The 23262-nt window shown below is 40.5% G+C and carries 26 protein-coding genes; 23 read left to right on the top strand and 3 right to left on the bottom strand.

Features of this window, described 5'->3' with window-relative positions; genetic code table 11:
• Positions 1-49: 49 nt before the first annotated feature.
• Together BFP75_RS20500 and BFP75_RS21605 are read right to left on the bottom strand one after the other, a co-directional pair.
• Positions 50-1099 (bottom strand): ferredoxin--NADP reductase, encoded by a 1050-nt coding sequence (locus BFP75_RS20500; RefSeq protein WP_099547183.1) that lies wholly within the window; start codon positions 1097-1099, stop codon positions 50-52.
• A 561-nt stretch (positions 1100-1660) separates the two neighbouring features.
• Positions 1661-1849 carry a hypothetical protein gene (locus tag BFP75_RS21605; RefSeq protein ID WP_123803518.1) on the bottom strand — a complete coding sequence of 63 codons (189 nt, stop codon included), beginning with the start codon at positions 1847-1849 and terminating at the stop codon, positions 1661-1663.
• Positions 1850-2127: 278 nt separating this feature from the next.
• Between BFP75_RS21605 and BFP75_RS20510 the strand changes: the two genes are divergently transcribed.
• The 23 genes from BFP75_RS20510 (at position 2128) to BFP75_RS20620 (ending at position 22783) form a co-directional block, all read left to right on the top strand.
• Complete coding sequence (locus BFP75_RS20510; RefSeq protein ID WP_099547185.1) at positions 2128-2466, top strand: PadR family transcriptional regulator; 339 nt, start codon at positions 2128-2130, stop codon at positions 2464-2466.
• Positions 2467-2477: 11 nt separating this feature from the next.
• Positions 2478-3110, top strand: a complete 633-nt coding sequence (locus BFP75_RS20515; RefSeq protein ID WP_099547186.1) for a hypothetical protein — start codon at positions 2478-2480, stop codon at positions 3108-3110.
• A complete protein-coding gene (locus BFP75_RS20520; RefSeq protein ID WP_099547187.1) occupies positions 3111-3803 on the top strand; it encodes a hypothetical protein in 693 nt (230 codons plus the stop codon).
• A 60-nt stretch (positions 3804-3863) separates the two neighbouring features.
• Positions 3864-5333 (top strand): DUF5687 family protein, encoded by a 1470-nt coding sequence (locus BFP75_RS20525; protein ID WP_099547188.1) that lies wholly within the window; start codon positions 3864-3866, stop codon positions 5331-5333.
• A gap of 41 nt (positions 5334-5374) precedes the next feature.
• Positions 5375-6070, top strand: coding sequence for an ABC transporter ATP-binding protein (locus BFP75_RS20530; RefSeq protein ID WP_099547189.1), 696 nt, complete (start codon positions 5375-5377; stop codon positions 6068-6070).
• A 302-nt stretch (positions 6071-6372) separates the two neighbouring features.
• A complete protein-coding gene (locus BFP75_RS20535; RefSeq protein ID WP_099547209.1) occupies positions 6373-8928 on the top strand; it encodes a tetratricopeptide repeat protein in 2556 nt (851 codons plus the stop codon).
• A 3-nt stretch (positions 8929-8931) separates the two neighbouring features.
• Positions 8932-9375, top strand: coding sequence for a polymer-forming cytoskeletal protein (locus tag BFP75_RS20540; protein WP_099547190.1), 444 nt, complete (start codon positions 8932-8934; stop codon positions 9373-9375).
• Positions 9353-9577 carry an AtpZ/AtpI family protein gene (locus BFP75_RS20545; RefSeq protein WP_099547191.1) on the top strand — a complete coding sequence of 75 codons (225 nt, stop codon included), beginning with the start codon at positions 9353-9355 and terminating at the stop codon, positions 9575-9577. The genes BFP75_RS20540 and BFP75_RS20545 overlap by 23 nt, the downstream gene beginning before the upstream one ends.
• Complete coding sequence (locus tag BFP75_RS22775; protein WP_099547192.1) at positions 9578-9970, top strand: DUF6168 family protein; 393 nt, start codon at positions 9578-9580, stop codon at positions 9968-9970.
• Positions 9971-10064: 94 nt separating this feature from the next.
• Positions 10065-11243, top strand: coding sequence for a F0F1 ATP synthase subunit A (gene atpB / locus BFP75_RS20555; protein WP_099547210.1), 1179 nt, complete (start codon positions 10065-10067; stop codon positions 11241-11243).
• 35 nt (positions 11244-11278) lie between these two features.
• A complete protein-coding gene (gene atpE / locus BFP75_RS20560) occupies positions 11279-11467 on the top strand; it encodes an ATP synthase F0 subunit C (protein WP_013993139.1) in 189 nt (62 codons plus the stop codon).
• Between the two features lie 87 nt (positions 11468-11554).
• The gene (locus tag BFP75_RS20565; RefSeq protein WP_099547193.1) at positions 11555-12055 is read left to right on the top strand and encodes a F0F1 ATP synthase subunit B; all 501 of its coding nucleotides are present in this window, start codon (positions 11555-11557) and stop codon (positions 12053-12055) included.
• Positions 12056-12058: 3 nt separating this feature from the next.
• Positions 12059-12598 (top strand): ATP synthase F1 subunit delta, encoded by a 540-nt coding sequence (gene atpH, locus BFP75_RS20570; RefSeq protein WP_099547194.1) that lies wholly within the window; start codon positions 12059-12061, stop codon positions 12596-12598.
• A 65-nt stretch (positions 12599-12663) separates the two neighbouring features.
• Complete coding sequence (gene atpA / locus BFP75_RS20575; RefSeq protein WP_099547195.1) at positions 12664-14244, top strand: F0F1 ATP synthase subunit alpha; 1581 nt, start codon at positions 12664-12666, stop codon at positions 14242-14244.
• An 86-nt stretch (positions 14245-14330) separates the two neighbouring features.
• Positions 14331-15191, top strand: coding sequence for an ATP synthase F1 subunit gamma (gene atpG, locus BFP75_RS20580; protein ID WP_099547196.1), 861 nt, complete (start codon positions 14331-14333; stop codon positions 15189-15191).
• A 140-nt stretch (positions 15192-15331) separates the two neighbouring features.
• A complete protein-coding gene (locus tag BFP75_RS20585) occupies positions 15332-16570 on the top strand; it encodes a TCR/Tet family MFS transporter (RefSeq protein ID WP_099547197.1) in 1239 nt (412 codons plus the stop codon).
• 86 nt (positions 16571-16656) lie between these two features.
• The gene (locus BFP75_RS20590) at positions 16657-18114 is read left to right on the top strand and encodes a lipopolysaccharide biosynthesis protein (protein ID WP_099547198.1); all 1458 of its coding nucleotides are present in this window, start codon (positions 16657-16659) and stop codon (positions 18112-18114) included.
• Between the two features lie 16 nt (positions 18115-18130).
• The gene (gene dut / locus BFP75_RS20595) at positions 18131-18565 is read left to right on the top strand and encodes a dUTP diphosphatase (RefSeq protein ID WP_099547199.1); all 435 of its coding nucleotides are present in this window, start codon (positions 18131-18133) and stop codon (positions 18563-18565) included.
• Positions 18566-18574: 9 nt separating this feature from the next.
• Entirely contained in the window at positions 18575-19513 is a 939-nt protein-coding gene (locus tag BFP75_RS20600; protein ID WP_099547200.1) for a tetratricopeptide repeat protein, read from the top strand.
• Positions 19513-20301, top strand: a complete 789-nt coding sequence (locus BFP75_RS20605) for a DUF4292 domain-containing protein (protein ID WP_240531859.1) — start codon at positions 19513-19515, stop codon at positions 20299-20301. Before BFP75_RS20600 ends, BFP75_RS20605 begins: the two co-directional genes overlap by 1 nt.
• Before the next feature lie 49 nt (positions 20302-20350).
• Positions 20351-21532 carry a murein hydrolase activator EnvC family protein gene (locus BFP75_RS20610; protein ID WP_099547201.1) on the top strand — a complete coding sequence of 394 codons (1182 nt, stop codon included), beginning with the start codon at positions 20351-20353 and terminating at the stop codon, positions 21530-21532.
• Positions 21533-21613: 81 nt separating this feature from the next.
• Positions 21614-22288: an aldo/keto reductase gene (locus BFP75_RS20615; RefSeq protein WP_317044548.1), complete on the top strand. Its 675-nt coding sequence runs from the start codon at positions 21614-21616 to the stop codon at positions 22286-22288.
• Positions 22289-22501: 213 nt separating this feature from the next.
• Positions 22502-22783, top strand: a complete 282-nt coding sequence (locus tag BFP75_RS20620; RefSeq protein WP_099547202.1) for a hypothetical protein — start codon at positions 22502-22504, stop codon at positions 22781-22783.
• 322 nt (positions 22784-23105) lie between these two features.
• On the opposite strand, the gene BFP75_RS22780 is transcribed toward BFP75_RS20620, so the two are convergent.
• Positions 23106-23262 (bottom strand): integrase core domain-containing protein (locus BFP75_RS22780; protein ID WP_165776559.1); only part of this gene is annotated, 157 nt, incomplete at its 5' end.

Here is a 23262-nt window from a genome sequence, read left to right on the forward strand (position 1 = left end):
TTGCTTTTAAAGGGACAATGTGCCAGGAAAATAGTAAAGTACTCGCGAACTAAACGTCGTCATAATCCACTTTAAGGGTAGGTGTTGTTGGGTGGGCCTGGCAAGTAAGCACAAAGCCTTCCGCTATTTCATTGTCGGTTAGAATTTGATTAACGGCCATTTCCGCCTTTCCTTCCGTAATTCTAGCAATACAGCTGCTACAGACACCTCCTTGACAGGAATAGGGAGCATCGATATTTTCTTTGAGCACCGCATCCAAAACCGTAGTTTTTTTGTCCATCGTCAATTGGAACTCCTCATCGTCCAAAACTATGGTCAATGAGGTTTGTCCTTCTGGAAGACTGGGAAGTTCATCCTTGATTTCAGTGGCTGTAAAGAGCTCAAAATGAATCTTATCCGCTGGAATAGCATTTTCCAACAAGGTATCCTTTACGTTTTCGATCATCTGTTGGGGCCCACAAAGGTAATAACCATCAAAGTTGGTACCGGCATGTTTGTTCTTTAGGGCATAGTTCACAGTGGAGGTATCGATTCGTCCAAAAAGCGCCTTGTCCTCCCTTGTTTGACTATTGATGAAATAGACAAAAAACCTATTGGTATAATCCAGTTCCAATTTTACCAAATCCGTATAAAACATGGTTTCCTCATAGGATTTGTTACCGTAGACCAATACAAAAGTGTTTTTTGGATTTCCATCCAGTACGGACTTGGCAATGCTCATGATAGGGGTAATACCGCTACCCGCTGCAAAGGCCGCTACATGTTGTGGGTTGCCCGTGGGTTTAAATGAAAACCGACCTTCAGGTGGCATGACTTCCAAGGTGTCGCCAACTTGCAGTTTGGTATTGGCATAATGGGAAAATCCGCCGTTATCCACTTTTTTGATACCAATGGTAATATGGTCTTTCTTAGGGGAAGAACTGATGGAGTAGGCCCTACGCAATTCCTTTCCCTTAATTTCTTTTTTTATGGTGATGTATTGCCCGGCCGTGAATAAAAAAGTCTGGACCAAGTCCTTGGGAATCTCAAAAGTGACCGCCACGGAATTGGGGGTTAATTTTTTAATGTTTTTAACGGTCAATGCATAAAAATCTGCCATAATTATCCAATCTAGAAATAAAATACAAAATTAAGGAAAGAAGGAAGTATATGAAATGGGAAAGGGAAAAAATCCATTATGTTTTATGAGAAACATGTTCAAAGCAATATTTAAGTTTGAAGGAATCATCCTATCCCGACCCTCCTCTTTCCGCTATCCCGAAACACGCCTCCCTGACCAGGGAGGGGAGCTTTTTTTGAGTAAAGCAGATAATCACAACTAACTTTAGAAAAGGAAATTTTAAAACTTAAAATTGAACGTGTGGTTTCCTTTCCAGAAGAATACATCGAGAAAGCTCGGAAAGGGACCTGTTCCGTGAAGCGGAACGGCCGAGTTTCGAGATGGGTTTTACGGAGTAAAAATTCCTGCTGGAAAGTGCACTTTCTTTTGCTTCGTTTTCTTTATGCAAGTAAAGAAAATGAAGGGAGAAATTACCAACCTAATCCCAACCCTCCCCGTTCCGCTATCGCGAAACACCCCTCCGTACTCAGGGAGGGGAGCCTTCTTTGGATTCCAAAAAGTAAGAATGAACTATGAAATGATATTTGGAGAAAAACCGGCCTATTTTGGGATACGTAGTAAATCCGGAAGGACTTGGTTTTGGCAAAAAGGAAATCGCCCAAATAGTATTCCGATGTAATCGGAAACGGCCTGGGCGATGAGGATCAAGGACTTCTTGGATTTCAAGAGCACCAAAATCAGCCTAGCCTTTTTGGATACTTTTTCGGCAATGGAAAAAGTATTGGACAACAAATTATTATTTACCCAGTAACCAAACGGAAAAACCCCGCTCCCGCCAGTTTGCAACTCGTGGCGTACCGAGTAGGAACCCCCGCTAGTCTGTAACTGGTGGTCAGCACGAGTAAGAAATTAAGAGTTTAAAAGACATTACAGAAACACCTTGGATTTTTTTACCAGAAGTTGAAATTTTGAGGTTGAAGGCGAAAATGGAAAATCAATACATAAATATCCTATGCATAAGAAATTTATGTATATTAGTCAATGAAAATTGAATCGTACAGGAAAAAATGGGGAATTCGAAATTATACAAAGGCAGTTTAAACACTATAATCTTAAAATTGTTGGATGAGGAGGGCAAGATGTATGGCTATGAAATTACTCAAAAGGTCAAGGAGCTTTCCAAAGGGGAACTGAACATTACAGAAGGTGCCTTATATCCAGCTTTACACAAATTGGAAGCGGAAGGCTTGTTGGATGTGGAGGTTGCCAAAGTGGATAACAGACTGCGTAAATATTATAAACCTACAGAACAAGGGGAAAAGGAAACAATTAATAGGTTGGCCGAATTGGAAGATTTTATACGAAGTATGCAGCAACTGGTTAATCCGAAATGGAGTATTCAATAATTATTTGAAAAATGGCTATTTCTAAGGAAGAAGTATTATATATTGACAATTACCTAAAGTTTTTGGGGATAAAGTACATAGATATTAGACTTGAGATTTTGGACCATTTGGCCTCGGAATTCGAAAGCACTGAGGAACAAATTAATTTGGGAGATTTTTTGCGCACTAAACGCTCTTTTGTCAAGAGATATGAAAATCAATGGCAAAAAGCGAAACATTGGGCACATCAAAGAGCGTTGATTAAAAGAATTCTTGGCTACTTTTATGAGCCAAAGCAATGGTTTATCCCTGTTTGTATTGTACTATTTATATGGCTTCACTTTAAGCTTTTTCCTGATTTATATATTGCGATATCCTTTTTTGCCACATTGATTATCCCTCAATGCCTTCACTTTTATATTTATTACAAGCCAGAAGGAATTCACAAGAATATTCAATCTGCTAAATATATTCTGTCTATTATGGCTTTACCTTCTATTTTTATGTATCTCATGGGGATAATGGCGCCAATATTAAAAGAAAACCCAGAAATGTTTTATATCTACTGGTTTTTCGCCCTTGTCTTTAACATTGCAGGTTTACAGGAGGTTATAGCACTGAAACGGAAAATAGTAAAGACCTATAGTAAACTGATTAGTAATTAAATGACACTCACCCAAGATCAAATACAGGAATTGTTCAAATTTACTAGGGCTCATTATGTAGAACACTATGATCTGCAATTGGAATTGGTAGATCATTTGGCCAACGGTATTGAAAACCAATGGCAACATAATCCGGAGCTATCCTTTGAACAAGCAAAGAATAATGAGTTTAAAAAATTTGGCGTTTTCGGTTTTCAGGATGTTATAAAACAACGTAGAAAGGCCATGTCCAAAAGGTACCGAAATTTAATCTGGCGGTATTTTAAGGAGTGGTGGTCTCTTCCTAAGATAATAGCGACCTTGACTTTTGTAATGGGCATATTTACTTTGCTCAAAATGCTTCCACAAGGGGAACTAAAAAAAGGCATAGTTTCGGGGGTATTTATAGGCTTTTCCCTTGTAATGCTATTTAGAACGTTTCAATTGAAAAAACGCATGGAAGGTACTTGGCGTAAATGGATGCTACAGGAGATAATATATAATCAAGGGCTACTTGTAAATTTATTCATTATCCCCATGAATCTATGTAACCTAAAATGGACCAATGGCTTTATGGATAATCTGTATTTTCAATTGGCATTGTCTTTATTAATTGTAAGTATGGGGCTTTTGCTCAAAATTTGTGGATATGTCATTCCATCAAAAGCAGATGAAATATTGGCAGAAACCTATCCCGAGTATAAAATCACCTAGTTTTTGTAACATTTTCCATTTTTGGTTTACTTATGAACCGAACAACAACATCCAACCCTTATGTTTAAACGATTTGCTTCCCTACAGTGGAAATCCTTTTTTAGGTCGGCCAATTTAGGTAAAAGCCTCGCTGTAAAAATTCTTATGGGCTTTTTCGCAGTCTACATGCTCGTAGTGCTTGCAGCTTCAGGCGCTGGGATGTATTTTCTACTTAGAAAGGCCGTGCCGGACCAAAGCCCTATGTGGACCTTGAGCCAGTATTTGATTTATTGGGTACTGATTGAATTGTTTCTGCGGTATTTCATGCAGAAACTCCCTGTGATGGACATAAAACCCTTTTTGACCACACCTGTTAAGAAAAGTTCCATAGCGCACTATATTTTAGGTCGTTCTGCGGCCTCCATATACAATTTGTTGTCGCTGTTCTTTTTTATACCGTTCTGTATTGTTCTTCTATTTCAAGGATATTCGGGAATCAATGTTTTGTTTTGGTTGGTGGCTATTATGGCCATAGTGTTGAGCATCAATTACCTAAACCTTCTTATAAATAAAAGTGATAAAGCACTATCTGTTATAGGAGGTATCATTGTAATATCTTACGCCTTGGATTATTTTGGTGTATTTTCCATAAAGGACGTTTTTGGCCCTATATTTCATGGGTTGTACGCATATCCAATAACGGTATTGGTTCCTTTGGTACTGGCCGTTTTCATTTATTACATCAACTATAAGTTCCTCCATGATAAGATATACTTGGACGCCAACTTAAAACCTAAAAAGGTACAGGCCAACACCAGTGATTTGGCCTGGACAAAGCGTTTTGGGGATTTGGGGACCTTTTTGCAATTGGATTTAAAAATGATTTGGCGGAACAAACGAACAAAATCCCAAGTTTGGATATCCCTGTTGTTCGTGTTTTATGGCCTCATATTCTATACGCAGGAAATTTATGCTAACATGATGCCCATGAAAGCCTTTTTGGGCGTTTTTATGACCGGTATTTTCCTGAGTAACTTCGGACAGTTTATTCCCGCTTGGGACAGTAGTTATTACAGCATGATGATGTCCCAAAATATACCCTTACGGAAGTATTTGGAGTCCAAGGCCCTGTTGATATCCGTGAGTGTCATATTTATGTTTTTATTGACCATCCCGTATGTATACTTTGGTTGGGAGGCCTTGGCCATTAATTTTGGTTGTGCCCTCTACAATCTGGGAGTAAACATACCGGTCATTTTATATTTTGGATCGTTCAACAAAAAAAGGATAGAATTGGATCAGAGTCCGTTCGGAAATATGCAGGGCACCAGCGCCAATCAGTTTTTGATCATGGTTCCCGTACTTATCGTACCCATACTTATTTTCACTTTGTTTTATTACCTGATTTCTTTGGAAGTCGCCGTAATCGTGTTGTGCGTATTAGGTTTGGCGGGTTTGGCCCTGCGCAACACGCTTTTAGATAAGGTAACGGATCAGTACCGAAAAAAGAAATATGGCATGATCGCCGGATTTAAGGAAAAAAACGGCTAGTATTTTTGGCGATAGACCTGAAACCTGAAACTAGAAATAGCATGATAACAGTACAAAATTTAACGAAGAAATATGGGACTCAGACCGTTTTGAACCTAGAAAATCTCGAAATCCCAACAGGACAAAGCTTTGGATTGGTAGGAAACAACGGAGCGGGGAAAACCACTTTCTTTAGCCTCTTACTGGATTTGATCCAACCTAGTTCGGGCCATATAGAAAACAATGGTGTCCAAGTAAACACCAGCGAAGAATGGAAACCCATTACTTCCTCCTTCATTGACGAAACATTTTTAATTGGGTATCTAACGCCAGAAGAGTATTTCTACTTCATTGGGGATTTACGAGGGCAGAACAAGGCCGATGTGGATGCGCTCTTGGCCCAATTTGCCGACTTTTTCCATGGGGAGATTTTAGGCCAAAAGAAATATCTACGGGATTTGTCCAAAGGAAACCAGAAGAAGGCCGGCATTGTAGCTTCTTTTATTGGAAATCCGCAAGTGGTTATCCTGGATGAACCTTTTGCCAATTTAGACCCTACCACGCAAATTCGTCTAAAAGGTATTATCAAGGATTTGGCGGCAAAGGATAATGTGACTGTCTTGGTTTCCAGCCATGATTTGATCCATGTGACCGAAGTTTGCGAACGCATCGTGGTATTGAACAAGGGTGAAGTGGTCAAGGACATCAAAACCTCTACGGAAACCTTAAAAGAATTGGAAGCGTTTTTTGCGGGATAACCATAAAAATGAATTTTTTCTTCCAAAAATACCAAACCGACTTCCCAGTCGGTTTTTTTGTTTGGGGAATATAGATAGGCGTCGTTACAAATCGACTACGGCCCAAAGAGCATCGGTGAACGGAATATTCTCCTTTTAAAATCGGTAGAAAATCAAAGGAAACAAACCAGTTAGTCTGTAAATCATCGGCCTTTGTATTTAAAGTCGCTGCGTAATCTCAAAAGCAAAGTGGCCTTTTGTCGATGAACCGTATAATATTATGGATGTTTTTCAGTTATGCATACATACGTAGACCGTCTATTTTGAACTACAAAAACAAACTTTTTTTATCCGGACTTTTAGGGACATTGCTCTTCAATGCTTGTTCCACGAAAAAGGATGCCTTCATCAATAGGAATTGGCATGCCCTGAATACCAAGTACAATACACTTTACAATGGCAATATTTCCTTTGAGGAAGGTAGGGCTACATTGAATGATTCCTACAAGGATGATTATTGGGAAATATTGCCCATAGAACGCTTGGAGGTCTCCGGGGATGTAAAATTGGATTCTGAGGATAACAACCCCAATTTTATCATTGCCGAGGAAAAGGCCACCAAGGCCATCCAAAAACATAGCATGGACATCAAGGATGAGGAACGGAACCCTCAGACCGATGAGGCTTTTTTGTTATTGGGCAAGGCCCGATATTTTGATGAACGCTACATTCCGGCTTTGGAGTCCTTCAATTATATCCTGAACAAATACACGGAAAGCGACAAGCTCAACGAAGCGAGCATCTGGAGGGAAAAGGTGAACATTCGTTTGGAGAATGAGGAATTGGCGGTGAAGAACCTAAAGCGTTTGATGAAATATGAAACCCTTAAGGACCAAGAGTATGCAGATGCCCGGGCGATGCTGGCACAGGCCTACATCAATCTTAATGTGCCGGATACGGCCATTCAACAATTAAAGATAGCCTCCTATTATACCAAGAAAAATCCGGAGAAAGGCAGGTATTATTATATCATAGGGCAGTTATACGATCAATTGGGATATAAGGATAGTGCCAATTATGCCTTTGATAAGGTCATTGACCTTAACAGAAAATCACCTAGAGTGTATATGATCAATGCCGAAATCCAGAAAATAAGGAATACGGCCATTACATCGGAAAACAAGGAGGAAATGTTGGAATACCTGACCGATTTGGAGGAAAATAGGGAAAACAGGCCGTTTTTGGATAAAATCTACAGGCAAATTGCCGAGTTTCATCTCGAGCAAGGTTCTGATAGTCTTGCCTTGGCCTATTTCAATAAATCCCTTCGCGCTACCCAAAACGAACCAAAGTTAAATGCGCTCAATTATGAAAATTTGGCCGAATATAATTTTGATGAAAACAAGTACAAGAATGCTGGGGCATATTTCGATAGTGTATTGACCAATTTGGCCGAAAACACCAAAAAATATCGTAGCATAAAAAAGAAGCTGGACAACTTGGAGGATGTAATAAAATACGAGGACATTGTTCAATATACCGATAGTGTCATCGGTATTTATCAAATGCCCATTGATGATCAGATTGCCTATTTTGAAAAGCATATAGAAGAATTAAAAGCGTCCCAGGAGGCGGCCCAGAAAAAGGAACGGGACAAGTTAACGGACGGGTTTGCCAATTTTGCGAAAAGTAAGGGAGGTAAGGAAAACAAGGGCAAGTTCTACTTCTACAATATTACCAGTTTAGGTTACGGCCAGAACGACTTTAAGAACCGATGGGGTAACCGGGAGTTGGCAGATGACTGGCGCTGGTCCAACAAAGCAGTGTCCAAGATTTCGGAGGCTACGGGAGAACTCGTTGCGGATGGCGGAAGCCCTGATGCCGTTGTTTCGGAGGAAGAAAAATTTTCATTGGATTTCTATATGGACAGAATCCCCAAGGAGGAATCCATAATCGACAGTCTTAAAACGGAGCGGAACTTTGCCAATTATCAGCTTGGGTTGATTTATAAGGAAAAGTTCAACGAAAATCTGTTGGCTGCGGAAAAGCTGGAACAAGTGCTTGCTTCTAACCCTGAGGAACGTTTGATCCTTCCGTCCAAATACAATCTTTATAAAATATACGAAGAGGTGGGCAGTCCGCTAATGGCATCCATGAAAGCGGACATTATAGCCAACCATGGGGATTCCCGCTATGCGGAAATACTATTGAACCCACAGGCCGTGTTGGCAGATGATTCGGATAGTCCGGAGCGACGTTATGAAGCTTTGTTCAAAAAGTTTCAAGAACAGGAATTCCTGCAGGTAATAACAGGTTCGGAAGAAAATATAAACAGATTCACGGGTGACCCCATTGTACCCAAATTCGAAATGCTGAAAGCCAATGCCATTGGAAGGTTGCAAGGGTTCGAGGAATTCAAGGAAGCTTTGAATTATGTGGCACTTACCTATCCCAATAGCCCAGAGGGCAAAAAGGCGGAACAGATGGTCGCAGAACAATTACCTAAATTGGAACCCACGGAATTTTCTCCTGAAACGGGTTCCACGGGAACCTCCAACTGGAAGGTCGTTTTTCCGTTTAAAAGGAGCAATAATGAAAGGGCCTTAAAATTGAAGGAGCTATTGGAAAAATCCATTGTGGATTTAAAATACAGGAACATTGTATCCAAGGATATCTATAATCTGGAAGACCAATTTGTGGTGGTCCACGGCTTTAAATCGAAGGATTTTGCATTGGGCTATTCGGAACTTTTAAAAAACAATAAGGATTACCGGGTTGCTGATGAGAATTTCGTAATTTTATCGGACAACTATAAAATAATACAGGTACATAAGAACTTAGAGGCATACAGAAATACACTTTTAACCCCAAAACCTTGAACAATGTTTTCAGACAAACAAAAACCTAGAACTATGAGCGAAATAGGAGGACAACCCAACAGAATTGAAAAGAACACTAAGATCAAAGGAGATATCATCTCTGAAGCGGATTTTCGTATCGATGGAAAATTGGACGGCAATGTAAAAACATCCGGCAAAGTGGTCATTGGTAAGGATGGTTATATTCACGGAAAGGTCGAATGTGTAAATGCGGATATAGAAGGGAGCTTTAACGGGGAACTTTTGGTATCCGACCTACTTTCCTTAAAATCATCTGCCGTAATAGAAGGTACCGTTTCCGTATCCAAACTGGCCGTGGAGCCCGGGGCTACCTTCAACGCATCATGTACCATGGGTGGGGGAAAAGCTGCCAGCAATTCAAATACCAATTCAGGTGGGTTTAAACCTTCCATGAGCGGAAAGAATGAGCCAGCAAAAGCCTCGTAACGATTTTAACCTTTTACGCACGGCGGCAAGTCTCTCTGGAATTGCCATTCAAATGGGAGCGACCATTTACTTGGGGAATCTATTGGGGACATGGCTGGATGAAAAGTTTCAAAAAACCTTTTTAGAGGACACCATTACATTGCTTGCCGTATTTTTGTCCATATACTTGGTCATTAAAAAGGTAATGGCCCTAAATAAATAGGTGCAATTGCTCAAAAAAATAGTATTATATATAATCGTGTTCACGGTGGTGGGCGCGATTTCCTTTTTTGCCCAAACAAGTTTGATGGGAGCTGTGGATAGTGACTTTATTCCGTTGCTAAAAAAATCTTATCTCTTTCACTTTTTATTCTCTTTAGTATTGGTAATTTCCTTTCTAATGCTTTCAAACATTCAAAAATTTTTCGAGCAATTAGGATTTTTGTATATCGGCTTGTTAGTTTTTAAAATAGTGTTTTTTACAACTATGTTCTTTCCACAACTTATGGCAGACCAGCCACTTCCCCATTTTTACAGGGCTATGATACTCATTCCAATTTTTATATTCTTGACTTTGGAAGTCATTTTTGTTTCAAAAATCATTCACAAAAAATAAGGTCGAATTTTAAGCCTTTAAAATTCTTTGTATTAAAGCAAGAATGACTACTTTTGCGCAAATTTTCAGGAGCATAATTTTTGATAAAGAAATAATGAAGGAAGTTTCCAAAGTGATTAAAAATCTAGTATTGATTATCGCTGCAATAAGTTCACTCCAAAGTTTTGCTTTCTCCGAGGGCCAGGATGAAGGTGCAGTTAACACGAAAGAGGAAGTATCTGAATATATCAATCACCATATTAAGGATTCCCACGACTTCCATTTGTTTTCATTCACGAATGGGGAAGGCGAAAGAAAACACGTAGGTTTTCCGTTGCCCGTAATCGTATGGTCTAGTAACGGTTTGGTAACCTTTATGTCCTCTGAATTTCATCACGATGACAATGGGGAAGTAATCGTAGAAAAAAGCGGTTCCAAATTTGTGAAATTGCACAGCAAGATTTATGAATTGGAAGAAGGTGCTACATCCGTAAATCTTGATGAGAGCCACCATGCAACCAATGCGCATAAAGTGCTGGATTTTTCCATTACTAAAAGTGTTGTTGGAATTCTATTGGTTGGGTTGTTCATGTTATGGGCCTTTTCTTCCTTGGCAAGACAATACAAAAATAAAAGTGTGCCTACCGGTTTTGGAAGGGTTTTGGAGCCTTTGGTCATCTACGTAAGGGACGAAATTGCAAAACCGAATATCGGTGAGAAGAAGTACAGACAATTTACAGGATACCTTTTGACTGTATTTTTCTTCATATGGATACTGAACCTTTTAGGTCTTACACCTTTTGGATTCAATGTTACGGGGCAGTTGGCCGTTACTGCGGCTTTGGCAATTCTTACATTGATTATTTATACGTTTAGCGGTAATAAGGACTATTGGATGCATATGTTATGGATGCCTGGAGTTCCTGTGTTGATCAGACCGGTTTTGGCCATTATTGAATTGGCGGGCGCCTTTTTGATAAAACCTTTTTCATTATTGGTCCGACTTTTTGCCAACATTTCGGCTGGACACATAGTTGTAATGAGTCTGATTGCCATCATGTTTACTTTAAAAGAGAGTTTGGGTGTGGCGGGAGCCACCGGACTTTCATTGATACTGTCGTTTTTCATAACCCTTATCGAGGTATTGGTCGCGTTTTTGCAGGCCTATATTTTCACCATGCTTTCAGCATTGTTTATTGGTATGGCGGTAGCTGAGCATGACCACGAGCATCATCATGATGCCGAAGGACATGAAATACCGGACGAGGAAGATGTGAGGGCGGATTTTATTTAAGAGTGTTTTTAATTTAATATATAAATCAGTTTACTATGTACAATTTAATTGGAGCAGGTTTGATCGTAATTGGAGCAGGTATTGGACTTGGTCAGATTGGTGGTAAGGCAATGGAAGGTATTGCCCGTCAACCAGAAGCGACCGGTAAAATCCAAACTGCGATGATCATCATCGCTGCACTTTTGGAAGGTTTGGCATTCGGTGCCTTGTTCTTAGGAAAATAAGAACGTTAAGCCAAAAAGCATTTTCCTGCAACGGTTGGTTGCAGGAAGTGTTTTTTAATCATTGATTAGTATTAAAATTCAAAATAAATGGAAACATTAATAAACGATTTTTCGCCAGGTCTATTTGTCGTACAGACCATTTTATTATTAGGGCTGATATTCCTATTGGTGAAATTTGCTTGGAAACCAATATTAAATTCCTTGAACGAAAGGGAGACGGGTATCCAAGAAGCGTTGGCGGCAGCAGAACGGGCAAAGGCCGATATGCAAAACCTGCAAGCGGATAATGATAGAATGTTACAGGAGGCCCGTGCAGAGCGTGAGGCTATGTTGAAAGAGGCCCGTGAAATCAAAGAGAAAATGATTTCAGATTCCAAGGAGCAGGCCAAGATTGAAGGGGATAAAATGATCAAGCAGGCACAGGCTACGATAGAAAGTGAAAAGAAGGCCGCCGTAGCGGAAATAAAGAGTCAGGTTGCGGAGCTATCAGTTTCCATTGCCGAAAAAGTAATCAAGGAGGAATTGTCCGGAAAGGATAAACAATTGAAGCTAGTTGAAAAAATGCTAGACGATATCAAATTGAACTAAACGATGAGTAATTCCAGAGCGGCAATACGATACGCCAAGGCTATATTGGGTTTGGCCATAGACAATAAAGTGACCGATGCTGTTGAAAAGGACATGCGCAGCGTAGTTGCCACCATATCTGAAAGCAAGGAGCTTAGGGATATGCTTTCCAATCCTGTGATTTCTGGACCGGCAAAGAAGGATGTACTTAAGGCCGTTTTTAAAGACGGACATGCCATTTCTGAAGGGTTGATGACAATGTTGGTAGACAATAAGCGTATTTCAATTTTAAATGAAGTGGCCCTAAAATACATTATTCTCAATGAGGATTTGAAAGGAAAAGGTGTGGCGTATGTAACCACGGCCGTTCCCATGACGGATTCCTTGGAAAAACAAATATTAAAGCAAGTAGCCTCCATTACAGGTAACGAAGTGACCCTAGAAAATAAAATCGATGAGAGTATCATCGGTGGTTTTATTTTAAGGGTAGGGGATTTGCAATACGATGCAAGTGTATCCAATAAATTGAACAATTTAAGAAGAGAATTTACAAACAGTCTATAATTAAATTTCATAAATGAAATTTACCCTGAGCTAAGTCAAAGGGATTATCTTAAACAGGAACAAAAATGGCAGGAGTAAAAGCCGCAGAAGTATCGGCAATTTTAAAGAAACAATTATCAGGATTTGATGCAACCGCTACTTTGGACGAAGTAGGAACAGTATTGCAAGTAGGTGATGGTATAGCCAGGGTCTACGGTTTGGCAAATGCCCAATACGGTGAGTTGGTAGAATTTGAAGGCGGATTGGAAGGCATCGTCTTGAACTTGGAAGAGGACAATGTAGGTGTTGTATTATTGGGGCCATCAAAAGCAGTTGGTGAGGGTACTACCGTAAAAAGAACACAAAGAATTGCCTCTATCAATGTAGGGGAAGGCATTGTGGGCCGCGTTGTGGATACTTTGGGCAACCCGATCGATGGTAAAGGTCCAATCACTGGTGAAACCTATGAAATGCCTTTGGAACGAAAGGCACCGGGCGTTATATATAGAGAGCCTGTAACCGAGCCGATGCAATCTGGTATTAAAGCTATCGACGCCATGATTCCTGTGGGTAGAGGTCAGCGAGAATTGGTTATTGGAGACCGTCAAACCGGGAAGACTACAGTTTGTATCGATACCATTTTGAACCAAAAAGAATTTTACGATGCGGGAGAACCAGTTTATTGTATCTATGTTGCCGTAGGTCAAAAAGCTTCTACAGTTGCCGGAATCGCACAGGTATTGGAAGATAAGGGAGCAATGGCCTATACGACCATTGTTGCTGCCAATGCATCGGACCCTGCTCCTATGCAGGTATATGCCCCATTTGCCGGTGCTTCCATCGGTGAATACTTTAGGGATACCGGTCGTCCTGCTTTGATCATCTATGATGATTTATCCAAGCAAGCCGTCGCGTATCGTGAGGTTTCCTTGTTGCTGAGAAGACCACCGGGACGTGAGGCGTATCCTGGGGACGTTTTCTACCTACACTCCAGGTTGTTGGAGCGTGCCGCGAAGATTATCAATGATGATAGTATCGCAAAGAACATGAACGATTTACCAGAGGTATTAAAACCGATGGTAAAAGGAGGTGGTTCCTTGACCGCTTTACCTATTATCGAAACACAGGCAGGTGACGTATCCGCCTATATCCCAACAAACGTTATTTCCATTACCGATGGTCAGATATTCTTGGAACAAGATTTGTTCAACCAAGGGGTTAGACCGGCTATCAACGTGGGTATATCCGTATCCCGTGTGGGTGGTAACGCACAGATCAAATCCATGAAGAAAGTGGCCGGTACCTTAAAATTGGACCAGGCCCAGTTCCGTGAATTGGAGGCGTTTGCCAAGTTTGGTTCAGATTTGGATGCTGCTACGTTGAACGTAATCGAAAAAGGTCGTAGAAACGTTGAGATATTGAAGCAGGCTCAAAACGACCCATTCACTGTTGAAGATCAAATTGCGATTATTTACGCAGGTTCCAAGAACTTGTTGCGCGATGTTCCCGTTGAAAAAGTAAAGGAGTTTGAGCGTGATTATTTGGAGTTCCTAAATGCTAAACATAGAGACGTTCTGGATACCTTAAAAGCGGGTAAATTGACTGATGAGGTAACGGATACGCTTGCAACGGTTTGTAAGGAGCTATCAGCGAAATATAAAAAGTAAGTACATAGTACTGAGTATGGAGTATGAAGATTTTCTTTGAGGAAGATTGTCTAAATACTAATAACTAAATACTAACTACTAAAAACATGGCCAATTTAAAGGAAATACGTAACAGGATTACATCGGTCTCTTCAACGATGCAGATTACCAGTGCCATGAAAATGGTGTCTGCCGCAAAGTTGAAAAAGGCCCAGGATGCCATCACTGCCATGAGACCCTATGCGGATAAGCTTACTGAACTGTTGCAAAATCTTAGCGCAAGCTTGGAAGGTGATTCCGGTAGTGTATATGCAACCAATAGAGCCGTGAATAAGGTTTTGGTGGTTGCCATTACTTCAAATCGTGGTCTTTGTGGTGCCTTCAATACAAACATTCTAAAGCAGAGCACCCATCTTTTGGAAAACATTTATGGAGGTAAGCAGGTCGATTTCATGGCCATTGGGAAAAAGGCAAATGATTACCTTAAGAAACGTTCCAATGTCATTTCAAATCAAAGCGGAGTTTTTGACGATCTCACCTTTGACAATGTTGCTGAAATTGCAGAAGCTTTGATGGATAAGTTTGCCCAAGGGGAATATGATCGCATTGATATCGTATATAACAAATTCAAAAATGCGGCAACACAATTGGTAATGACCGAACAATTTTTGCCCATTATTCCTATGGAAGGTAGTGAAGGAAGCAATGCCGATTATATGTTCGAGCCTTCCAAAGCTGAAATTGTAGAGCAGTTGATACCCAAATCCCTAAAAACACAGTTATACAAGGCGATAAGGGATTCTTTTGCCAGTGAGCATGGAGCTAGAATGACGGCCATGCATAAGGCAACGGACAACGCGAAGGAATTAAGGGACCAATTGAAATTGACCTATAACAAGGCGAGACAGGCTGCCATTACTAACGAAATCTTGGAAATTGTTGGTGGTGCGGAGGCACTGAACAATTAGGCGAAAGCCAAATTTTCAAAAGACGAAGTTTTGAACAACTAATTAGATATATCACGTCTACTTAAAACCCCTTCGGAAACGTGGGGGTTTTTATTTTTCGGATACTTTATTCAACTTATTATCCGACTTTTGTCGCCAGTATGAAATCTAATAAATCAGCTTTACTCTTCATTTTTATTACCATCCTAGTCGATGTTATTGGAATAGGAATTATTCTTCCCATAATACCGGAGCTTATTATGGAGTTGACAGGAGAGGGCACGGCCACGGCCGTAATTTACGGCATGTGGTTGACCACCGCTTTCGCCGGAATGCAATTTTTGTTTTCTCCGGTCCTAGGGGAAATCTCGGATAAGTTTGGTAGACGGCCAATTTTACTTTTAGCCTTATTGGGTTTAAGTATCGACTACTTGATACACGCCTGGGCACCAACCATTACCTGGCTATTTTTAGGAAGGTTTTTGGCAGGAATTACAGGGGCAAGTTTTACAGTAGCCTCGGCGTATATTGCCGATGTGAGTACCAAGGAGAACAAGGCAAAGAATTTCGGATTAATCGGTGCAGCTTTTGGTCTTGGTTTTATCATTGGTCCCGGCGTAGGTGGTTTCTTCGGTGAAATTGATATTCGTCTGCCATTTTATATCGCTGCAGGACTAACGTTTTCCAATTTTCTTTTTGGGTTATTTTTTGTACCTGAATCTTTGACTCCTGAAAATAGGAGGGCAATTAACCCTATGAAAATGATTCCCGGGGTGTCCTTATTTGCTTTACGAAAGTATAAGGGAGTGCTTTTACTGATTTTCGCTTTCTTTTTGGCCAATTTGGCCGGACAAGCCCTACCATCCACCTGGTCCTATTACGGTATTGAACGATATAATTGGAGCCCCAAGGAAATAGGGATTTCATTAATGGTCGTGGGACTATTGGTGGCCGTTGTACAAGGGGTACTGGTGGGGATTTTGGTGAAAACCTTTGGAAAACGCATAGTGGTCACTGTTGGCTTTTTACTTTGGACGATAGGGATGTTTTTATTTTCCTTGGCTTCGGAACCTTGGATGTTATATGCCTTTTTGATTCCCTATGCGCTAGGTGGAATAGCTGGTCCAACGGTTCAGGGTATAATTTCCAATCAAGTTTCCGAAAAGGAACAGGGAAATCTTCAAGGGTCCATTACCGGCCTAGTGAGCATCACGGCCATTTTAGGACAATTGGTGTTTTCTCCCGTATTTTACTTTTTTATACGCCCGGGTGGGGAAATATATTATCCCGGTGCGCCGTATACTTTGGCCGCCATTTTTTTGTTGATTGCCTTTCTGATGGCATTTTTAGCCATGAAGCGTTTGGAATTGGAGGATGAAAAGGTTCCAGCTGATGTCTAGGATAGGGTAGCTCAGTTAAATGGTACTGAAACCAACTTTGTATAACGGAGGTAAATAGGTACATTTAACACTTCAATCTAAGTTGCTTGAATCCGCTTAAAAAACTTTTTAAACAAACGGCGATTTATGGCTTGGCAACCGTGCTTCCACGGATGTTGTCCTTTCTTTTGGTACCCATTTACACCTCGGTAATGGAACCTGAAGTTTATGGTGAAGTAACCCTAATTTTTACGTGGTTCGCCATTTTCAATATTTTTCTGGCCTACGGGATGGAAACGGCTTTTTTTAGGTTTTATAAGGATTCGGAGAACAAAAAAAAGGTAGTAAGTACTTCCTTACTTTCCCTGGGGGCGTCCTCTATCGTTTTTTTATTGATCGGTCTACTGTTTAAATCTGCCTTGGCAACGGCACTGAACATTGAGCCTAGGTACATGAATTTTGTTTTGTGTATCCTCGTTTTGGATGCCTTGGTAATTGTTCCTTTTGCTTGGTTGCGGGCCAATGAAAAACCTATGCGGTATGCCATTATAAAAACTATAAACGTGGCTTTGAACTTGGGTTTAAATCTATTTTTTCTGATACTTCTGCCATCGTTGGCAGCGGAACGTGGAGAAGGAGTGTTCAACAAGTTGTTTGTTCCGGATTTTGAGATTTCGTACATTTTGATATCCAATGTGATCGCCAGTGCAACCACCCTTTTGTTGATGCTAAAAATCTATTTGAGAAGACCCTATATCTTCGATATGGATTTATGGAAACGAATGATAACATATGCCATGCCCGTGATGGTGGCCGGCATTGCATTTACTATCAATGAAGTTTTCGATAAGTATTTATTATCGCAATTATTACCGCCCGATATCGCCAAAAGTGAAATGGGGAAATATGCGGCATGTTATAAATTGGCATTGTTCATGACCCTATTCGCCACCGCTTTTAGAATGGGCATAGAACCTTTTTTCTTTAGCCATTCCGATACTAAAAACCCACAAAAGGCTTATGCCCAGATTACCAACTACTTTGTCGTGCTTGGGAGTATCATTCTTTTGGCCGTAGTGGTTTTTGCCGATGTATTAAAGCAATTGTTCGTCTTGGATAGTTCCTATTGGGACGCCATGTCAGTCGTACCCATAATAATCTTGGCCAGTTTTTTTCTGGGTATCTACCATAACCTTTCCGTCTGGTACAAGGTAACGGATAGGACCAAATTTGGGGCCTATATTTCCATGATAGGGGCCATACTTACCATCATTATAAATGTGGCCCTGATACAATATTTCAGTTATATTGCTTCGGCCGTTGCTACCTTGGTGGCCTATGGCACCATGATGGTATTGTCCTTCTATTTTGGACGTATGTACTACCCCATACCCTATAATTTCAGAAAAATTATATTTTACTTAGGAATTTCTATACTGTTTTCAATTGTTTCCTTCTATATCTTTGATAGAAATTTATTTGTGGGCGTACCCCTATTGCTTATTTTTCTAGGATTGGTGTACAAATTGGAAATCGATAACCTGAAAAAAGTATTTGTCAAATAAAGAGAGGTTCAAAAAAATGAAGATTAGAATTATTAATAAATCGGCACACAAGCTACCACACTATGAAACCGAAGCATCGGCGGGAATGGATTTAAGGGCAAATATAGAGGAGCCTATTACCATAAAGCCTTTGGAACGCGCCATTATAAAAACGGGCCTTTTTTTGGAACTACCAATGGGCTATGAAGCGCAAGTAAGACCTAGAAGTGGTCTGGCGGCCAAAAAGGGAATTACGGTACTGAATGCTCCTGGCACGATAGATGCGGATTATAGGGGAGAGGTTGGGGTAATCTTGGTGAACCTATCCAACGAAAATTTTACCATTGAAAATGGGGAACGAATTGCCCAAATGGTGATAGCCAAGCACGAACGTGCAGAATGGGAACCGGTTGAAGAACTTTCTGAAACCCTCAGGGGCGAAGGTGGTTTTGGAAGTACCGGTGTAAAATAAGAGGCCTATATGAAACAGACGATCCCAATGATACTATTTTACATAGGGGCATTCATTGTCCCAGGGATTGTTTTGTGTCAGGAAGAGGGCCCTATCACGGAGGAGGAAAGTGCGGAAGTTTCTTTCGAGGAATACTCGGACGAGTTTCAGGAAAGCTTTTTTGAAGGCCTTAAACAACAGGGTATCCAAAACTATGATAAGGCAATAAACGCCTTTTTAAAGTGCAAGAACCTTGAACCGGATAAAGAGGTGGTTTCCTTTGAACTTGCCAAATCCTATCTTTTGGACAAACAATACGTGAATGCGCAGCAATATGCACAGGAAGCCGTTGCCCAAGACCCAACCAATTATTGGTACGCCAATACCTTGGCAGAAATTTTAAAGGCCCAGAACGCCACTTTGGTCAAAATAAAGGACCAGATTCCATGGAAAAATAAGGAACTCAAGTCAAATTTGGCAACCATATATTTTGAACTTGGGAATTATGAAACGGCAAAATCCATTTTGGAGGAAGTGGATGAAACGCCTAAAACGGTTTACCTCCAAACTAAAATAAGGGATTCCATCTCTAAAAATAGGAATGTGGATATAAACACTTCCGTATCTGTAAGCAAAAGTGAGGATGCCAATAATTTGAGCGGTTATCAGAATAGGATACAGGATTTGATAAACACACCAGGCGATGCCAAAGCGCTTCTAAATCTTACGGAGGAGGCCCTTGAAAAATATCCGTTACAGCCGTTTTTGTATTATGCACACGGAGTTGCTTTAAGACGGGCCAACAGGAACGAGGAAGCGATTGATTCCTTGCAGACGGCATTGGATTATTTAATTGACGATGTACTTTTGGAAAATACTATATACAAAGAGCTGTCTGAGGTGTACGCTATCATGGGGAATACTGGGAAGGCAAACCAATATTTGAACAAGGTTAAACCCGGATTTTAATGAAAGAAATGAGATTGAATAGCTGTTATAAAATCCTTTGGTACTTCAGTTTAGCTCTTTTTGTGGTATCCTGTAAAAGTGCTAAAGTCATTACGGATGGATCTATTGACGATAGGCTTTCGGCAAAGTCCGTTGTCAAGGCCCATTACCAAAATAAAATGGATTTTAGGACCCTAACAGGACGGGTTAAAATCGATTATTCCGATGGTGAGGACGAACAAAGTGTATCGGTAAGTCTGCGTATGGAAAAGGACAAGGGTATTTGGCTGAGTGCCCCCTTGGGTATCGTGAAGGCCTACATAACTCCGGATAGGGTTTCTTTTTACAACAAAATGGACAATGAATATTTTGACGGGGATTTTTCCTATTTGAGCAAGCTCTTGGGAACCGAGGTGGATTATTCCATTCTTCAAAATATGTTGTTGGGTCAAGCTATTTTTGACCTCAGAAATGAAAAGTTTGATCTTTCCGTAGCAAAGGATTCCTATCGGCTAACCCCAAAAACTGCGGGTATACTTTATAAAACCTTGTTTCAAATTGAGCCCAGGAATTTTAAAATGGACTTGCAACAACTTTCTCAACCCTTAAAAAAACGCTTGTTGGAAATTAAATATGAAAATTACCAACGTGTTGGAAAGGAAGCTATCCCTAATCAAATATCCATTGTGGCTATAGAAGAAGATAACGAGAACCGAATATCACTGGAGTATAGAAACATAGAACTGAACCGCCAGGTCAGTTTCCCATATAATATACCAAAAGGTTATAAAGAGGTGGTACTTGAATAACGTGACGGCAGTATGTAAACATATAAATATCTTTTTGCTTCTATGGTTCATGGGAGCTTCCTTTGTTTGGGCGCAGACCAGTGAACAAAAAGCCCTTGAGGAAAAGCGGGAGCAACTGCAAAATGAGATCAGGGAAATCAACCGATTATTGCTTTCCGAAAAGAAAGAAAGGGGCACCGTGCTGGACCAAATGGAAGCCTTGGACAAAAAAATTAGGGTCCGTCAACAGCTTATTAGGGTTACCAATCAGCAAGCAAATTTGTTGAACAGGCAGATAAACACCAATATCCGAAATATCAGTAAGCTTAAGGGGGAACTTCAGGAGATCAAGGATGAATATGCCAAAATGATCCAAAAATCCTATCAGAACAAATCAAAGCAGAACCGATTGATGTTCCTCTTATCCTCAGAGAGCTTTTATCAGGCTTTTAAAAGGCTTCAATACATGAAGCAGTACACAGACTACAGAAAGGAGCAGGGAGCGCAGATTTTGGCCAAAACAGAGGAACTTACCCGACTCAACATGGACCTGAACGAGGAACGAAAGGTGAAGGAGGTTTTGTTGGCCCAGAACACCAAGGCCAAAGATCAATTGTTTGCGGAGATACAGGAGCAAAAAGTATTATTGGGAACCATAAGACAGAATGAAAGCAAGTATGCCAAGGCCATTGAAGACAAGAAAAGGGAAGCACGTAAAATAGACCAACAGATAGAAAGCCTGATACGTTCAGCCATAGCGGCCTCCAATAGGGAAGCCGGTAAAACAACGACCAGTTCCAGTAAGTTTGTGTTGACCCCAGAGGCGACTCTAGTGGCCAATAATTTTTCGGCCAATAAGGGGAAGCTCATTTGGCCGGTGGAAAAAGGAATCAAAAGTCAGGGTTTTGGTATCTACAACGATGCAGTCTACCCTGGAATAAAGCATCAAAGTAACGGGGTGATCATTGCAACGGACCCAGGTTCCAAGGCCCGTGCCATTTTTGAGGGCGAGGTGATCGCCATTTTGGCGGTGCCAGGAGGAAATAAGGGGGTACAAATAAAGCACGGAAACTTTATCAGCACGTATTATAATTTGGCCGAGTTGTATGTCAAAAAAGGGGACAAAGTAAAGATCAAGGATGAATTGGGCACAATTTTTACCAATCGGTCGAACGGACAGACACGTTTAAAGTTTTACCTATATCAAGATACGGACAGGTTGAATCCAGAGGAGTGGGTTTACCGGTTGTAAGTGTTTTGTAGTTCGTTAAAAGTTAAAAGGGAGCAATGAAAAGTGAAAAACATGTTTTTTCTTTAACCAACAACTAAACATATGAAGATTACAGATATTACCGGAGGTTTTGAATTGCGAAATGGGGTATTTATGCCATACTTGGGCCTGGGAACCTACCAAGCTGATAACGATCAAGAAGTCATAGATTCCGTAAAGGATGCCTTGGAATTGGGATATAGACATATTGATACCGCATCGGTTTATAAGAATGAGGAAGGAGTAGGAAGGGGCATTCTGGAGAGTCCCGTAGCCAGGGAAGATATTTTTTTGGTGACCAAGGTCTGGAACAGCGAACAAGGCTATTCAAGTACCTTACAGTCCTTTGAGGATAGTATCAATCGTTTGCAGGTGGATTACCTGGATTTATTCTTGGTACACTGGCCGGTTAAGGAAAAGTATAAGGACACTTGGAGGGCCTTGGAATATTTGTATGAAAAGAAAAAAGTTAGGGCCATTGGCGTGAGCAACTTTTTACGACATCATTTAGACGACCTTTTAAGTGATTGTAGCATTGTTCCCATGGTCAACCAAATGGAGTTTCACCCGTATTTGGTGCAACAGGAATTATTGGATTTCTGTACTGAAAATACCATTCAGTATGAAGCTTGGTCGCCGTTTATGCAGGGAAAACTGTTTCAACTGGATTTTTGTAAGGAGTTGACCGAAAAGTATAATAAATCCGCCGCTCAGATTATTCTACGGTGGAACCTGTAAAAAGGGGTTGTCACCATTCCGAAATCGGTACATAAAAACCGCATCGCCTCCAATGCGGATATTTTTGACTTTGAACTTTCTAAGGAGGATATGGCCTATTTAGATGGTTTGGACAGGAATGAGCGCAGCGGTCCACATCCGGACCATTTTGATTTTTAGACATTTATCTGGATAGATAATTGATGGTTATATACAATTGTTGTAAACAATCTAATGTCCCAAACCATAAACATAGAGGCACGGAAACCCGTTTGGATAGCATTATCAGAATTTTATCTCGATACGGAATTGCAAGGGATGGATTTCAGACATATTGCCCGTATCATAATGGAAAGCCCATACTCTATTGAAGAAGTAAAGGAAATAAACAAATATGAAATTTTTCCCGTGCTACAAAAAAACCTCACAAGCGTTGCTGGGGAATGGGCAGGATTCCAAGAAGAATGTCTCGTGGAGAACATTTTAAGGTCCCTAAAAAGACGAACCAAATTGTGAAAATTTGTAATTAAGTGCTCTTGGTTGGCTTTTAAATGGATGCAAGAAGATAGTTGGAAACATTTGGGAAGGATATATTCTGAACTTAATAAGGGTCGATAGACCGATAACGCCAATCAATTTTAATCGCTACAATAAACCACTGGAAGTACAAAAAGGTTACCCCCTATATTCCAAGTCTACATAATAAATATACTATTTTCTAAAACTCATACTTTCCTTTAAGTTCGTATTTCTTATCCGGGAATTTACAATTAGAATAATCTATTATAACCGTTTTGGCACTGGGGACGAACTGTAAGCTTCCCCTAGATAGAACTGTTTATTTTTCTAAAACTTCATCAAAGTTATTGTTTTTAATTCCTTGAGCGGTACCGCTCAAGGAATTAAGCTCCAAATATTGCTTTGGGGACAGATATCCCAAGGCCTTATGTGGCCTATGATTGTTGTAATCCTCCATCCAAATCCTTGTCTGTTCC

This window comes from Maribacter sp. 4G9 (genome assembly GCF_002742265.1).
In the GTDB taxonomy this organism is placed as follows: domain Bacteria; phylum Bacteroidota; class Bacteroidia; order Flavobacteriales; family Flavobacteriaceae; genus Maribacter.

Bases quoted from the DNA above. Each gene is read 5' to 3' on its own strand.
- BFP75_RS20500 (WP_099547183.1), bottom strand. From the start codon at position 1,099: ATGGCAGATTTTTATGCATTGACCGTTAAAAACATTAAAAAATTAACC.
- BFP75_RS20510 (WP_099547185.1), top strand. From the start codon at position 2,128: ATGGGGAATTCGAAATTATACAAAGGCAGTTTAAACACTATAATCTTA.
- BFP75_RS20515 (WP_099547186.1), top strand. From the start codon at position 2,478: ATGGCTATTTCTAAGGAAGAAGTATTATATATTGACAATTACCTAAAG.
- BFP75_RS20520 (WP_099547187.1), top strand. From the start codon at position 3,111: ATGACACTCACCCAAGATCAAATACAGGAATTGTTCAAATTTACTAGG.
- BFP75_RS20525 (WP_099547188.1), top strand. From the start codon at position 3,864: ATGTTTAAACGATTTGCTTCCCTACAGTGGAAATCCTTTTTTAGGTCG.
- BFP75_RS20530 (WP_099547189.1), top strand. From the start codon at position 5,375: ATGATAACAGTACAAAATTTAACGAAGAAATATGGGACTCAGACCGTT.
- BFP75_RS20540 (WP_099547190.1), top strand. From the start codon at position 8,932: ATGTTTTCAGACAAACAAAAACCTAGAACTATGAGCGAAATAGGAGGA.
- BFP75_RS20545 (WP_099547191.1), top strand. From the start codon at position 9,353: ATGAGCCAGCAAAAGCCTCGTAACGATTTTAACCTTTTACGCACGGCG.
- atpB (WP_099547210.1), top strand. From the start codon at position 10,065: ATGAAGGAAGTTTCCAAAGTGATTAAAAATCTAGTATTGATTATCGCT.
- atpE (WP_013993139.1), top strand. From the start codon at position 11,279: ATGTACAATTTAATTGGAGCAGGTTTGATCGTAATTGGAGCAGGTATT.
- BFP75_RS20565 (WP_099547193.1), top strand. From the start codon at position 11,555: ATGGAAACATTAATAAACGATTTTTCGCCAGGTCTATTTGTCGTACAG.
- atpH (WP_099547194.1), top strand. From the start codon at position 12,059: ATGAGTAATTCCAGAGCGGCAATACGATACGCCAAGGCTATATTGGGT.
- atpA (WP_099547195.1), top strand. From the start codon at position 12,664: ATGGCAGGAGTAAAAGCCGCAGAAGTATCGGCAATTTTAAAGAAACAA.
- atpG (WP_099547196.1), top strand. From the start codon at position 14,331: ATGGCCAATTTAAAGGAAATACGTAACAGGATTACATCGGTCTCTTCA.
- BFP75_RS20585 (WP_099547197.1), top strand. From the start codon at position 15,332: ATGAAATCTAATAAATCAGCTTTACTCTTCATTTTTATTACCATCCTA.
- dut (WP_099547199.1), top strand. From the start codon at position 18,131: ATGAAGATTAGAATTATTAATAAATCGGCACACAAGCTACCACACTAT.
- BFP75_RS20600 (WP_099547200.1), top strand. From the start codon at position 18,575: ATGAAACAGACGATCCCAATGATACTATTTTACATAGGGGCATTCATT.
- BFP75_RS20605 (WP_240531859.1), top strand. From the start codon at position 19,513: ATGAAAGAAATGAGATTGAATAGCTGTTATAAAATCCTTTGGTACTTC.
- BFP75_RS20610 (WP_099547201.1), top strand. From the start codon at position 20,351: ATGGGAGCTTCCTTTGTTTGGGCGCAGACCAGTGAACAAAAAGCCCTT.
- BFP75_RS20615 (WP_317044548.1), top strand. From the start codon at position 21,614: ATGAAGATTACAGATATTACCGGAGGTTTTGAATTGCGAAATGGGGTA.
- BFP75_RS20620 (WP_099547202.1), top strand. From the start codon at position 22,502: ATGTCCCAAACCATAAACATAGAGGCACGGAAACCCGTTTGGATAGCA.